10 protein-coding genes and 1 pseudogene are annotated in these 13,463 nt (G+C 68.4%); 5 read left to right on the top strand and 6 right to left on the bottom strand.

Features of this window, described 5'->3' with window-relative positions:
• Positions 1–2: 2 nt before the first annotated feature.
• On the bottom strand, positions 3–3,080 hold the full coding sequence (locus tag B2X67_RS00055; RefSeq protein ID WP_286784228.1) for a sensor histidine kinase: 3,078 nt from the start codon (positions 3,078–3,080) through the stop codon (positions 3–5).
• A 20-nt stretch (positions 3,081–3,100) separates the two neighbouring features.
• Positions 3,101–3,877, bottom strand: coding sequence for an alpha/beta hydrolase (locus B2X67_RS00050; protein WP_286784227.1), 777 nt, complete (start codon positions 3,875–3,877; stop codon positions 3,101–3,103).
• A 317-nt stretch (positions 3,878–4,194) separates the two neighbouring features.
• Between B2X67_RS00050 and B2X67_RS00045 the strand changes: the two genes are divergently transcribed.
• From B2X67_RS00045 to B2X67_RS00025, 5 genes are all read left to right on the top strand, one after another.
• On the top strand, positions 4,195–5,379 hold the full coding sequence (locus B2X67_RS00045; RefSeq protein WP_286784226.1) for a porin: 1,185 nt from the start codon (positions 4,195–4,197) through the stop codon (positions 5,377–5,379).
• 93 nt (positions 5,380–5,472) lie between these two features.
• Positions 5,473–5,874 (top strand): hypothetical protein, encoded by a 402-nt coding sequence (locus B2X67_RS00040; RefSeq protein ID WP_282343268.1) that lies wholly within the window; start codon positions 5,473–5,475, stop codon positions 5,872–5,874.
• Positions 5,875–5,983: 109 nt separating this feature from the next.
• A complete protein-coding gene (gene nosP, locus B2X67_RS00035) occupies positions 5,984–7,147 on the top strand; it encodes a nitric oxide-sensing protein NosP (protein ID WP_286784225.1) in 1,164 nt (387 codons plus the stop codon).
• Positions 7,077–9,722: a hybrid sensor histidine kinase/response regulator NahK/ErcS' gene (gene nahK / locus B2X67_RS00030; protein WP_286784224.1), complete on the top strand. Its 2,646-nt coding sequence runs from the start codon at positions 7,077–7,079 to the stop codon at positions 9,720–9,722. The genes nosP and nahK overlap by 71 nt, the downstream gene beginning before the upstream one ends.
• Positions 9,723–10,067: 345 nt before the next feature.
• A complete protein-coding gene (locus tag B2X67_RS00025; RefSeq protein ID WP_286784223.1) occupies positions 10,068–10,595 on the top strand; it encodes an REP-associated tyrosine transposase in 528 nt (175 codons plus the stop codon).
• Between the two features lie 343 nt (positions 10,596–10,938).
• Here B2X67_RS00025 and B2X67_RS00020 read toward each other — a convergent pair whose 3' ends face one another.
• From B2X67_RS00020 to B2X67_RS00005, 4 genes and pseudogenes are all read right to left on the bottom strand, one after another.
• Positions 10,939–11,604, bottom strand: coding sequence for a response regulator transcription factor (locus B2X67_RS00020; protein WP_286784222.1), 666 nt, complete (start codon positions 11,602–11,604; stop codon positions 10,939–10,941).
• Between the two features lie 54 nt (positions 11,605–11,658).
• Positions 11,659–12,210, bottom strand: coding sequence for a PQQ-dependent catabolism-associated CXXCW motif protein (locus B2X67_RS00015; RefSeq protein ID WP_286784221.1), 552 nt, complete (start codon positions 12,208–12,210; stop codon positions 11,659–11,661).
• Positions 12,211–12,306: 96 nt separating this feature from the next.
• The gene (locus tag B2X67_RS00010) at positions 12,307–13,098 is read right to left on the bottom strand and encodes an ABC transporter permease (protein ID WP_090231671.1); all 792 of its coding nucleotides are present in this window, start codon (positions 13,096–13,098) and stop codon (positions 12,307–12,309) included.
• A pseudogene (locus B2X67_RS00005) lies at positions 13,095–13,463 on the bottom strand (ABC transporter ATP-binding protein); the annotation flags it as partial. The pseudogene B2X67_RS00005 and the gene B2X67_RS00010, both read right to left, overlap by 4 nt.

The raw sequence follows: 13,463 nt of genomic DNA, 5'->3' as shown, positions 1-13,463 counted from the left end.
GCTCAGCTCCTCGGATGAATCAGGTAATGCAGCCAGCGCCGCCAGCGCCGCGGTGTGCGCCGGTAGGCGAGGGTGGCGGGCAGGCTCAGGCGGACCTCGCTGCCCTGCGCCACGGCACTGCGGATATCCAGTTCGGCACCGATTTTCTGCGCGCGTTCGTGCATGCCCCGGAGTCCCCAATGGTCCGGGCGGCCGGTCGGGCCGAGGTACTCGGCGGCGATGCCGCGCCCGTCGTCGGCGATGCTCAGCACGAAGCGCCGCGGGGTGTAGTGGATGACCACGCTGACGTGGCTCGCGTCGGCGTGGCAGAAGGCGTTGGCGATGGCCTCGCGGCCCATCCGGTAGGCCTCGTCGCGCACCAGCGGGCGCAGGTCGTGCGGGCGACCGCGGACCTTCACGGCGAAGACGATGGCCGGGTCGTGTTCCAGTTCCTCGTCGAGCGCCTCGAAGGCGGTGGCGAGGTCCGCCACCGCGAGGCTGCGCCGGCGCAGGTTGCGCACCCGTTCGCGGCCTTCGGCGAGTACCTGGTCGGCGCGGTCCAGCGCACGCTCCATGCGCTGTCGCACCGGCTGGTCCTCGGCGAGGCTTTCCGCCGCGGCCTGGAAGTGCAGCATCAGCCCCTGCACGCCTTGCAGGAGGGTGTCGTGCAACTCGCGGGCGATGCGTTCGCGTTCGGCGTGGCGTTCCTCCAGGCGTGCGCGCAGCGTCTCGGCGGCGCGCCGCAGGCGGCTCCGGTAGAAGGCCCAGAACAGGCCGACCAGCGCGGCGCCGAAGAGGATCAGGAACAGCGGGCGCTGGTAGAACACCGGGGCGATGCTGAAGCTCAGCTGCGCTTCCTGCTCGGCAGGTACGCCGTCGGCATTCGCCGCATCCACGCGGAAGCGGTAGTCGCCGGCGCGCAGGCCGGTGTAGATCGCCTGGCGCTGGCTGCCGGCGTAGTGCCAGTCGCGGTCGTAGCCATCGAGGCGGTAGCGAAAGTGCAGCCCCTCGGGCATCGACAGGCTGAGCGCCGTGTAGTCGATCATCACCCGTCCGCTCTGCGCCGGAAGTTGCAGCGCACGGTTGCCGGAGAGGCGCACGCCGTCGACGTCCAGCGATTCGATCAGCACCCGCGGCGGCGCATCCTCGGCGTCGTGCTGCGCCGGGTCGATCCAGACCACGCCGTTGCTGGTGGAGAACCACAGCCGGCCGTCGCCGCTGCGCACCGCGGTGGGTAGCGGGAGTACCTGATAGGGGTCGTTGGCGAGCCCTCCGAGGAGGTCGTAGGCGCGGTAGCGCAGGCGCGCTTCGGGATCGGCGATGACGGTCTCGATGTCCTCGGCGGCGAGCCTGAAAATGCCGCCGCGGGCATGCAGCCAGAGGTCTTCGCCCGCTGCCGTGGGCACCGCGAGGACCGCGTAGATGTTGCCGAACAGCTCGCCATCGGGTAGCCGCAGGCTGTGGAAATGCGTCCCGTCGAACCAGGCCAGGCCGCGTTCTCCGGCGACCCACGGACGCCGCGACTGCACTTGCAGGGCGGTGACGTGGCCGATTTGCAGGCCGTCCTTCTCGCCCCACTGGCGTTCCTCGGCGCCGTGGCGGGTGACGATCAGGTTGTCGCGGTAGCCGAACCACAGGCTGCCATCGGCGCCACGGGCGGCGCTCACCGGCATCTTCTGGCTGGCCAGCGCAGTGGGCGCGGGTTGTTCCTGCCAGGCGCCGTCGTGCAGCCGGAACAGGCCGAGGCGGTTGAGCGAGACCCAGAGATCGCCCGCGTCGTCGCGCACCATCGCGCGCACCGAGGAATCCGACGCCTGCCGGGTCGGCAGGGCGGCAACTTTTTCAAGACGCTCGCCCCGGGAGCGCCAGATGCCGTTCGGGCCGCCCATCCAGACGTTGCCCTCGGCGTCGCTCATCGCGCTGGTCACCGGCGGCGGCAGGTCGAGCTGGCTCAACCGGCCCTGCGCCAGGCGCAGCGCCGGACGGTTGCTGCTGCCGGCCCAGAGGCTGCCGTCGGCGCCCGGCGCGAGGGCGAAGTTGAGCGCCTCGCGCGGCAGCGGCGCGGACTGCACGTTGCGTTGGCGAAAGCGGTCGAGGCCGGCGCTGCTGCCGACCCAGAGGTTGCCGTCACGGTCCTGCAGCAGCGGCCAGAGGTAGTCCGAGCTGAGCCCGTCGCGGGTGGTGAAGCGCTCCAGGGCGCTGCCGCTGCGGGCGGGATCGAACAGTTGGTTGGGTTCGGCGGCATGCTGCAGGCCGTTGCCCAGGGTGCCGATCCACAGCCCGCCCTGCTCATCGAAGAGCAGGCCGTTGGCGGCCAGCGACATCGGCGCGGTCTGTGACACCGGCCGGCCGTCCTCCAGCGTCAGCCGGTGCAGGGCTCCACCGTAGCGCTCGGCGACCCAGATCGAGCCGTCGGCGGCCTGGGTCATCTGGCTGGCCCAGCCGAGCGCCAGGCGACTGTCGACGAAGGCATGCGCGCCCACCGGCAGGTAGTAGAGGCAGTCCTCGCTGGCGGCCCAGACGCGGCCTTCGCGGTCGACCAGCACGGCGCGGGCGTTGTCGGGGAAGCGCCAGTCGGCGCCGACGGTTTCCCAGCGCGTGCCGTCGAAACGCGCCAGGCCGTCGTTGGCGGCGGCCCAGAGCACGCCGTCCTGGCCGCGGGCGAAGCCATAGACCACGCCGCCCGGCAAGTCGGTGGCGGGAGCGTAGTGGGTGGTGCCCTGGCTGCCGATGAACTGCACGCCGCCGGCGCGCAGGCCGACCCAGAGGCCGTCGTCGCCGGCCAGCAGCGCCGAGACGATGCCCAGGCGGTTGCCGTTCGGCGCCTGGTAGCGAACGAAGCGGAAACCGTCGAAGCGGTACAGCGAGTCGTTGGTGCCCATCCACAGGTAGCCGTCGCGGCTTTGCACCAGCGCGCCGACCTGGCTCGGGCCGTCGTCGCTGGTGGTCCAGCGCCGGTGCTCCAGCTGTTCCAGCCCGCGCGGCGTGGCGCAGGCCAGGCCGCTGGCGACCAGCAGGAGCAGCAGCCAGCGCCCGCGCAGGCGCTCGCCGCACGCGACCAGAGCGTGCAGGGCCGTCCAGAGGCGGTGCAGCGATGTCATTTCACACGGGTTCCTTCTGCTCAGAAACAGTCGGCCTGGCTTTGTGCCCATTCCAGGGCGTAGTCGGCCACCTCCTGCCAGCCGGCTTCGGCGATCAGCCAATGACTGCGACCGGGAAAACAGCGGTAGGTGCTGACCGCGACCGAGCGGCGATGGCGGCGGAAGACGGCGGCGACGGTGGAGGCGTGGATAGTACGATCATTTTCGCCGGCGATGAGCAGCAAGGGCGCGCGGCGATCGTTGCCGAAGTCGATCCGGGTGCCGATGCCGAGCGCCGCCTCGAGCAGCAAGCGGCCGGGCGCCGGCGCCACCTGCCGCTGGTATTCGCGGTGGCGTTCGGCGGCGTCGAGGGTCTGCGCGGCGTGGCGGGCGAATTGTGCCTCGCTCAGCGGCACGATCCGCCAGGCGCGGGTCAGCAGCGGCAGCAGGCGGACCAGCGCGGCGAGGCCGGGCAGCACGCCACGCGGCGATGCCGGGGCGATGGCGATGCCGGCCGAACCCAGGCCGCGATCCAGCAGCACCTGGACGAAGAGCCCGCCGTAGCAGTGGCCGACCAGCAGCGGCGGGTGCGGCAGCGCTTCGATCAGCGCCTGGTAGTGGGCGAGGATGCGGCCGACCCCCAGGTTGCCCAGGGCCGCCGGTGGCGCCTCGCGCAGCCGCTGCGCCGGGATGTCCTCCAGCGACGGCCAGGACGGCGCCAGGCAGGTGTAGCCGCAGGCCGCGAAGCGCTGGGCGAAGCGCTCCCACACGCGCGGCGTGAGCCAGGCGCCGTGGATGAACATCACGATTCCGCTCATGCCGGTCCTCCGCCGTGTCGAGTCGCGGACAGTCTGGGCACATCCACGGCCGCAGCGCTTGGACGGATGTGCGGCGCCTGGCATCCAGCGATCTTCGCGCGGTGGCCTCGGTTCATCTCCGTCCTGCGCACAGGTCGTACTACTTGCGCCTTGCTCCGAGGGTCGCGGCTCTTTCGCCTCGCGCCGACCTCTCGTTCCGCGCGCGGCGAAAGCAGCAGCCAGGCAGCGCCAAGGAACCGTATGGCGCGGGCCGGGCGGTTTCGATAATCGCCTCCGACACGACTGAGCCAACAGTCGCCCCAGCAGCGGAGAGCGCCATGCACAACAACAAGAGAGTCCCAGCCCGGTTCCTGCAACTTGCCCTTGGCGCGTCCGTCGCCCTGGGCATGGCCCAGCAGGCCGCCGCCGAGATCGTCCTGTACGACAAGGACGACACGACCTTTTCCACCGACGGCTACATCAACGCCTTCTATGTCAGCAGCGATGTCGACCGCGAAGGCGAGCAGTTCGACCGCCGCCAGTCGCGGGTCAAGATGGGCTTTCTGCCGAACTGGCTCGGCTTCAACTTCGGCAAGCAGGTGGACGACCTCAAGCTGGGCGGCCGCGCGTCGTTCTGGGTGACCATCAACGACAGCGAAACCAACGGCACCGACACCGCCATCGACGTCCGCCAGTTCTACGGCACGGTCTCCAACCCGGAGTGGGGCGAGGTGCTGGTGGGCAAGGACTTCGGGCTGTTCTCGCGCTCGAACATCTTCCTCGACGAACTGCTCGCCGGTTACGGCAACGTCAGCGACACCCTCGGCCTGGTGGACGGGACCGGCGTGTCCTTCGGCAACATCGGCACCGGTTACCCGTATCCGTTCCCGACCTCGCAGATCACCTACCGCAACAACAACCTCGCCGAGGGCCTGCGCGTCGCGGTGGGCATCATGGACCCGGTGGACACCAACGACGACAGCGCCGTCGGCAAGTCCTACCAGGAGGAGCCGCGCCTGGAGTCGGAAGTCAGCTATCAGTTCCAGCTTGGCGGCTCGACCATCTACACCTGGATCAACGGCGGCTACCAGACCTCGGAAAACACCGACGACACGGTGGACGACGTCACCTCCAAGGGTCTCGGCTATGGCGTGCAGGCGAAGATGGCGGGCTTCTCGGTGACCGCTTCGGGCTTCCAGGCCAAGGGCATCAACCCGTTCTTCAACAACAACGCCGGCGAGGCGACGCTGCGCGAGATCGACAGCGACGGCTACCTCCTGCAGGGCTCCTACACCTGGGGCAAGAACCGTCTGGCGCTGTCCTATGGCAAGACCGAGGACGACGGCAACGGCCTCGGCTCCGCGGCCGACTACGAGACCCGCGGGATCGCCTACTTTCGCACCATCAACGACAACCTGAAGCTGGTCGCCGAGTACAACCAGTACCAGATCGATGGCGAGGACGGCAGCGGCCTGGACGAAGACACCGACACCCTGGCGGTCGGTGCGGTGCTCAGCTGGTAAGCCGCTTCACCGGCCCGGCCGCGCCGGGTCGCGCAGGACGGGCGGGTCGCGCACGAGCGGGCCCGCCTTTTTCATGAGCATGGAAAAAGGAGCATGACCTCGATGGGACTCTGGAGCGCTTACAGCCAGGATTTCCTCCTCTGGCTGGCCATCGGCACCACCCTGGTGTTCGCCCTGCCGATCTTCTGCGTGCCGCTGCACTGGGCACGCCTGATGGGCTGGGCGGTACCGGACCAAACCCACCTGGCGATCTACTTCGGACGTTGCCTGGGTGCCTTCATCCTCATCGTCGAGGCGCTGATGATGCGCGCCGCGCTGACCGGTGAGGCGCTGCACACCACCTATGAAGTGCTCGCGGCGGTCGCCACGTCGATGATCGTGGTGCACGTCTATGGCGCGCTGCGACGCATCCAGCCGCTCAGCGAAACCCTGGAGACCGGTTTCTACGCCGGCATGCTGGCGCTGACCCTGCTGTGCTGGCCGGCCGCGGCCTGAGCGGGCGCTACCTTCGGATGAGAGCCTTCGCGACCCAAGTAGCATGGGGCCTGGCGCGGGGGCTTTCTAGAATGACCGAAACGGCAACGGGTGTTCGTGAGGTGGGCCGATGCGGCATGGGGAAAGTGAAAGCGTGGTCACCGCCGTTTCACACGCGCGCGAGGCGGAAGCGGTGGCCCAGGACCTGGCGCGCCAGCTGATCCATCCCCACCTGGGCTTCGTGCTGTTCTTCTGCTCGGCGGAATATGACCTGGCCGCGCTCGGCCCGGCGCTGGAGCAGTACTTCGGTGGCATCGAGCTGGTCGGCTGCACCAGTGCCGGCGAGATCACGCCGCTCGGCTACGGGCGCAACTGCGTCAGCGCGGTGGGTTTCGACTACCGCAGCTTCTCCGTCGCCAGCGCGCTGATCGACCAGATGGAGCGCTTCAGCCTGCTCGACGCGCAGCGCCTGGTGGAACGCCTGGTGGCGGGCTGCCGGAGCAATTCGCTGGCGCCGATCAAGGACCACAGCTTCGCCCTGACGCTGCTCGACGGTCTCTCCAGTCGCGAGGAAATCGTCCTCGCAGCCCTCAGCGCGGCGCTGGGCAGCATCCCGCATTTCGGCGGTTCGGCCGGCGACGACAACCACCTGACGCACACCCACGTCTACTACGGCGGCCGCTTCCATTCCGGCGCGGCGGTGGTGCTGCTGGTGAACACCGCGCTGGACTTCGAGGTGTTCAGCACCCACCACATCCTGCCCAGCAGCGAGAAGCTGGTGGTCACCGACGCCGACAGCGCAACCCGCCGGGTCTACGAGCTGAACGCCGAGCCGGCGGCGAAGGAATACGCGCGCTGGATCGGCGTGCCGGTGGAGGCCCTCGATCACCGCCTGTTCGCCGCCCATCCGCTGGCGGTGAAGGTCAACGAGCACTACTTCGCGCGTTCCATCCAGCGTGTCCACGACGACCTCAGCCTGAGTTTCTATTGCGCCGTGGAGAACGGCATCGTGCTCACCGGAATGAGCCCCGGCCCGTTACTGCCGAACCTGCAGGCGCTGTTCGAGCGCCTGGAGAAGCGCCTCGGGCCGCCCCTGCTGACCATCGGCTGCGACTGCTTCCTGCGCCGCCTGGAGATCGAGAGCGACGGCGGCGTCGAGCAGACCGGGGAATTCCTCCGCCGCCAGCAGGTGATCGGCTTCAACACCTACGGGGAGCAGTTCAATGGCATGCACATCAACCAGACCTTCACCGGGGTCGCCATTGGACGTCGAGCCGGCCATGGACGCGGCTGACTGCGCGGCGCGGGTCGCCGAGCTGGAGCGCGAGATCCATCGCCTGAAGCGGATCAACGCCGCGCTGATCGAACGCGTCGAGTCCAGCGCCGCGCGCCGCGAGGGCGCCTACGCGGCGTTCCAGCATTCGGTGGTGCTGGCCGAGCAGGTGCGCGAACGCACCGATGCGCTGAACCAGGCGATGGCCGAACTCACCGCCAGCAACCAGCTGCTGCGCGACGCCCGCCAGCGTGCCGAGACCGCCCACCAGTACCTGGTGGACGCCATCGAAAGCATTTCCGACGCCTTCGTGCTGTTCGACAAGGACCAGCGCATCCTCCTGTTCAACAGCCGCTTCAAATCGTTCTGGGCCGGCACCCGCGCGCGCATCGCCAGCGGCATGCGCCTGTCGGAGATTCGCCGCCTGGCCCAGGGCAGCGGGCTGATCGCCGAGGAGCAGCGCGGCAGCGAGACCGAGCACAGCGTCTATCGCCTGCACGACGGGCGCTGGATGCAGGTCAGCGAGCGGCCGACCCGCGAGGGCGGGCTGGTGATCCTCTACACCGACATCACCGAACTTAAGCTCAGCGAGACCGCGCGCCGCGAGCAGGCCCTGGCGCAGAAGTCGCGGCTGCTACAGCGCGCGGTGGACAACCTGTCCCAAGGCATGGCGATGGTCGGCGCCGAGGGCACCCTGGAGCTGTGGAACCACCGCTTCCTCGACCTCTGCGGGCTGGCGCCGATCCAGGCGCACCGGCCGTTCGCCGAGGTCATGGCGGACAGCGAACTGGCCTTGCTCACGCCGGACACCCGCGACGCCGAGGGGCGCCCGGTGCAGGAACTGGAGCAGCGCCTGTTCGACGGCCGGGTGCTGGAAGTGCGCACCCACGCGCTGCCCACCGGCGGCTTCGTCAACACCTTCACCGACATCACCGAGCGCTACCGCCACGCCGAGGCGCTGAGCGAGAGCGAACGCTGGATTCGCCTGATCACCGACCACGTGCCGGCACTGATCGCCTACCTGAACGCCGACCTGATCTACGAGTTCACCAACAAGGTCTACGAGGAGTGGTACCGCTGGCCGCGCGGCGGCATGCTCGGCCAGAGCCTGCGCGAGGTTCACAACGAGGAGCACTGGCTGCGCCTGGAGCCCTACGTGGAGCGCGCGCTGTCCGGCGAAAGCGTGACCTTCGAGGTGGCCGAGACCAACCTCGCCGGGCAGGAGCGCTACATGCTGCGTTCCTACGTGCCGAACCTGGCCAACGGCGAGGTGGTGGGGATCTTCGTGCTGATCCGCGACATCACCGAACGCCGGCGTACCGCCGAGGCGCTGCACCTGGCGTATCAGAACCTCGAGCAGCGGGTGCGCGAACGCACTGCCGAGCTGACCACCCTCAACGACCAGCTGTTGCGCGAGATCGGTGAGCGCAGCCGCGTCGAGCTGCGCCTGCGCGAAGCCAAGGCCGAGGCCGAACAGGCCAACCTGTCGAAGACCAAGTTCCTCGCCGCGGTCAGCCATGACCTGCTACAACCGCTGAACGCTGCGCGGCTGTTCACCAGTGCGCTGCTGGAACGGCGCGAGCAGGCGGTCAGCGCGACCCTGGTGCGCAACATCAGCAATTCGCTGGATGACGTGGAAAGCCTGCTCGGCACCCTGGTGGACATCTCCAAGCTCGACGCCGGGGTGATCAAGGCGGAGATCGCGCCGTTCGCCGTGGGCGACCTGCTCGACAACCTCGCCGTGGAGTTCCGCCAGGCGGCGCTCAGCGAAGGGCTGCAGCTGCACTTCGTGGCATGCTCGGCGACCGTGCGCAGCGACATCCAGCTGCTCGCGCGCATCCTGCGCAACCTGCTCAGCAATGCCATCCGCTACACGCCTGGCGGACGCATCCTGCTGGGTTGCCGGCGGCGTCGGCAGAGCTTGTCGATCGAGGTCTGGGACACCGGCGTCGGGATCGCCGAGGACAAGCTCAAGGAGATCTTCCAGGAGTTCAAGCGCGGCGATTCGCAGCGGCCGAACCAGGACCGCGGCCTCGGCCTCGGCCTGGCCATCGTCGAGAAGATCGCCGGCATGCTCGGCCATCGCATCCAGGTGCGCTCCTGGCCGGGGCGCGGCTCGTCGTTCGCCATCGAGGTGCCGCTGACCCAGCGCGCGCCGCGCGCGCGGGTGGCGCCGGAAAGCACCGAGGCGCTGCTCGAACGCCTCGTCGGCTCGCGGGTGTGGGTGCTGGATAACGACGCGGCGATCTGCGCCGGCATGCGCACGCTGCTCGAAGGCTGGGGGTGCCGGGTGGTCACTGCGCTGTCCGAGGAAGACCTGGCGCGGCAGGTGGACAACTACCACGCCGACGCCGACTTGCTGATCGCCGATTATCACCTGGACAACGGCCACAACGGCGTCGATGCCGTCGCCAGCATCAACGCCCGGCGCGGCGTGCCGCTGCCGGCGCTGATGATCACCGCCAACTACAGCAACGAACTGCGCCAGCAAATGCGCGACCTCGGCCACACACTCATGCACAAGCCGGTGCGGCCGATGAAGCTCAAGGCCGCGATGAGCCACCTGATCGAGCACGGCGCGCAACGCGTCGGCTGAGCTCCGGTGCGCACAGCGCACCCTACGGCACAGGCGTTCACCGGAACGATCGTAGGGTGCGCCGCGCGCACCGCCGGATAAGGCAGGGCCTCCAGTCCGTAGGGTGCGCCGTGCGCACCGCTTCAACGCGAGCACCCGCCAGCGCGCGACTCGGTAACGCGCAGTACGGCCGATGGACGCCGAGGGTATGCACGGCGCGTCCTGCATCGGCCGTGCTGGAGAGTAAGAACACCGGCGCTCAAGTTCGTAGGGTGCGCCGCGCGCACCGCCATGCGCGATATGGCGCACACGCCGCTGGCCACTGCCGACCTATGCTGGAACCCCGTCATTGGAGGAGGACATGGAATGTCCAACTACCGCCGTGCCCGCCAGGGTTCGCTGTATTTCTTCACCCTGGTCACCGAACAGCGCCGCCCGCTGCTGACTGACGCCCGTTGCCGCACGGCACTGCGCCAGGCCATCGAAGAGGTTCGTCGGCGCTATCCGTTCGCCATCCATGCCTGGGTGCTGCTTCCCGACCATCTGCATTGCATCTGGCAACTGCCGGCCGAGGACGACGACTTCGGCCGGCGCTGGTCGATCATCAAGCGCCGGGTCAGCCAGGCGCTGGGGCCGCCGGCGCCGGTGTATGCCAGCCGCTTCGTGCGCCGCGAAGGCGGGTTATGGCAACGGCGCTTCTGGGAGCACCGCATCCGTGATGAACAGGACTACCGCACGCACATGGACTATCTGCACGGCAACCCACTGAAGCACGGGCTGGTGGCTTCGGTGGCCGAATGGCCGTGGTCAAGCTTTCACCGGTTGGTCCGGGAGGGTGTGTATCCTGCGGACTGGGGTGGCAGCGCGGATGACGATGGCGTGTTTGGCGAGTGAGGTGCCCGTGGTGCGCACGGCGCACCCTACGGCGGAGCATTCACCCAACGATCCGCCGTGCGCACCGTTAGGCCTGGTAGGGTGCGCCATGCGTACCGCCGGGTAAGGTAGGGCGTGCACGAGCGGATCGGAGCGACGGCGTGTTTGGCGAGTGAGGTGCCCGTGGTGCGCGCGGCGCACCCTACGGCGGGGCGTTCACCCAACGATCCGCCGTGCGCACCGTTAGGCCTGGAAGGGCGGATCGGAGCGACGGCACATTCGGCGAGTGACGTGTGGCATTCACGCCCACGATCCGTAGGGTGCGCCGCGCGCACCGCCGGGTAAGGAGGGCGCCTGGGGTTGGCTAGCGTCGCAGGTAGGCGGCGAAGTCGATGTCGTTGGCCGAGAGGATCGCCTGGACGCGGTTGTGCACGTTGAGCTTGCGCAGGATCGCCGAGACGTGGGCCTTGACCGTGGTTTCGGCGATTTCCAGGTGGTAGGCGATCTGCTTGTTGGATTCGCCCTTGGCCATTCGTTCCAGTACCAGCAACTGCTTGCGCGTGAGCGCCTGGAGCAGCTCCGGCGAGATGTTGTGCTCGTCGTGCTGGCGCCGCTGCGAGGACTGCTTCTGCGTGCGGATGATGTCCGAGGGCAGGTAGACGTTGCCGTTGAGGATCTGCTCAATGGCGTCGGTCATCTGCGCGCGGGGCGAGGATTTCGTGATGAAGCCCACCGCGCCGTAGGTGATCGCCTGCAGCACGATCTGCTTGTCCTGCTCGGCGGAAACGATCACCACGGGGATCGTCGGCGCCTCGTTGCGCAGGTTGATCAGGCCGTTGAGGCCGTGCATGCCGGGCATGTTCAGGTCGAGCAGGATCAGGTCGAGGTCGTCGTGTTCCTGAGTCAGGCTCAGGGCGCTGTCGAGGTCGGCGGTCTCCATCACTTCACTGCCGGGAAAGCCGTCGCTGATGACGTTGTGGATGGCCTCGCGAAACAGCGGGTGATCGTCGGCGATCAGAATCTTGTACATGGCCTTTCACCTCATTCTTGTGATTATGGCGTGGCTACAGCGCAGGCTGATGGATCAGGGAAACGCCACCGGTTCGGCGGCTTGCAGCGGCAGGCCGGCCTGTTGCCAGGCGTCGATGCCGTCACGGTACCAATACAGGTTGCGGTAACCCAGGGCATGCGCGCGCTTCTGCGCGTTCCAGCCCAGCCAGCAATCGGAGCGGCAGTAGAACAGCAGCGGCCAGCCCGGATCACCGTGGCTGACGCGCGCCAGGTTGGTGCTGAAGTAGGTTTGCCAGGCGGCATCCAGCTCGCCGTCGCCGGTGTTCGCCAACCACAGGCTGCCGGGCAGGTTGGCGTGGGCTTCGTCTTCGATGAAGCGGCCATGCAGCCATTGCCGGCGATAGACGTCGATCAGCACGGTACGCGGCTCGCGGGCGAGCAACTGGCGCACGCCCTCGGTGTCGAGGGTCTGCGCGTGCTCGGCCTGGGCCGGCGTAGGACTGCGGTAATGGCCGAGGCGATAGCCCTCGGCGGAGAACAGCGCGGCGTCCTGGGCGGCGAACGCCGGGACGAACGCCGAGGCGGACAGCAGGCTGGCGAACAGCAGGGCGGCAAGGTGCGGCATCCGTGGGCACTCGTTCTTTTTATTGTGCCATTACATGCCAGCGGTCCTGCTTTGCAAATCCTACGTTAGAGATAAAAAACGGTACCAAAGTAGTAGTCAGCCGGCTTTGCGCAGCGCTGCGTGCTGCGGGTTGAAGCTGAGCACCGCGAGCAGGGCGAACAGCGCGGTGAGGCCCAGGCAGACGGCGAACGCCAGCGGGTTGAAGCGTTCGTAGAGGGCGAAGCGCACCAGTTCCACGGCATGGCTGAACGGGTTGAGCGCACACAGCCAGTACAGCCATTCGCTGGACTCGCGCATCTTCCACAGCGGATAGAGTGCGGAGGAGAGGAAGAACAGCGGGAAGATGACGAAATTCATCACCCCGGCGAAGTTCTCCAGCTGGCGGATGCCGTTGGACAGCAGCAGGCCGAGGGCGCTGAGCAGCAGCGCCGCCAGCAGCAGCGCCGGCAGCGCGGCGAGCAGGCCCCAGGCGGGCGGCTGCACGCCGTAGAGCCAGGCGATGGCGAGGAAGGCATACACCTGCAGCAGCGAAACGAGCGCGGTGGCGAGCAGCTTGGCGGCGAGCAGGAAGGCGCGCGGCAGCGGGCTGGTCAGCAGCACGCGCATGCTGCCCATCTCGCGGTCGTAGACCATCGACAGCGAGCCCTGCATGCCGTTGAACAGCAGGATCATGCAGGCGAGACCGGGGACGATGTAGGTCTCGTAGGTGATGTAGGTGTCGTAGGGCGCGATGATGGCGATGCCGAGCGCGGCGCGGAAACCGGCGGCGAACACCAGCAGCCACAGCAGTGGCCGCACCAGCGCGCTGAGGAAGCGCGAGCGCTGCAGGACGAAGCGCAGCCATTCGCGCAGGACGATCCCGCGCAGGCATTCCCAGTAGGCGTTCATGAGCGCCCCGCCGATGAGTCCTTGTAGGGTGCGCCGTGCGCACCGAGGCGATCACCGTTCGTCCCGGCGCGCACGGCGCCCCCTGCGGTCAGCTCGCGAAACGCTTCGGCCAATCCACTGTCCCCGGCAATTTCACGGGCGCTGCCATGGGTGACAAGCTGCCCCTGATGCAGCACCAGCAGGTCGTCATCGGCCTCCACTTCATCGAGCAGGTGTGTGGTCCAGAGCACGCTCAGCCCCTGCTCGCGGCACAGCGCGCGGACGTGCCGGTTGAGCGCCAGGCGGCTGGCCGGATCGAGCCCGGCGCTGGCCTCGTCGAGCAGCAGCAGGCGCGGCTGGTGGATCAGCGCGCGGGCCAGCGCCAC

The sequence above is a fragment of the Pseudomonas sp. UBA3153 genome (genome assembly GCF_002364635.1).
GTDB lineage: Bacteria > Pseudomonadota > Gammaproteobacteria > Pseudomonadales > Pseudomonadaceae > Pseudomonas_O > Pseudomonas_O kuykendallii.
This window is presented reverse-complemented; position numbering and strand designations above follow the sequence as displayed.

Bases quoted from the DNA above. Each gene is read 5' to 3' on its own strand.
- B2X67_RS00055 (WP_286784228.1), bottom strand. From the start codon at position 3,080: ATGACATCGCTGCACCGCCTCTGGACGGCCCTGCACGCTCTGGTCGCG.
- B2X67_RS00050 (WP_286784227.1), bottom strand. From the start codon at position 3,877: ATGAGCGGAATCGTGATGTTCATCCACGGCGCCTGGCTCACGCCGCGC.
- B2X67_RS00045 (WP_286784226.1), top strand. From the start codon at position 4,195: ATGCACAACAACAAGAGAGTCCCAGCCCGGTTCCTGCAACTTGCCCTT.
- B2X67_RS00040 (WP_282343268.1), top strand. From the start codon at position 5,473: ATGACCTCGATGGGACTCTGGAGCGCTTACAGCCAGGATTTCCTCCTC.
- nosP (WP_286784225.1), top strand. From the start codon at position 5,984: ATGCGGCATGGGGAAAGTGAAAGCGTGGTCACCGCCGTTTCACACGCG.
- nahK (WP_286784224.1), top strand. From the start codon at position 7,077: ATGGCATGCACATCAACCAGACCTTCACCGGGGTCGCCATTGGACGTC.
- B2X67_RS00025 (WP_286784223.1), top strand. From the start codon at position 10,068: ATGTCCAACTACCGCCGTGCCCGCCAGGGTTCGCTGTATTTCTTCACC.
- B2X67_RS00020 (WP_286784222.1), bottom strand. From the start codon at position 11,604: ATGTACAAGATTCTGATCGCCGACGATCACCCGCTGTTTCGCGAGGCC.
- B2X67_RS00015 (WP_286784221.1), bottom strand. From the start codon at position 12,210: ATGCCGCACCTTGCCGCCCTGCTGTTCGCCAGCCTGCTGTCCGCCTCG.
- B2X67_RS00010 (WP_090231671.1), bottom strand. From the start codon at position 13,098: ATGAACGCCTACTGGGAATGCCTGCGCGGGATCGTCCTGCGCGAATGG.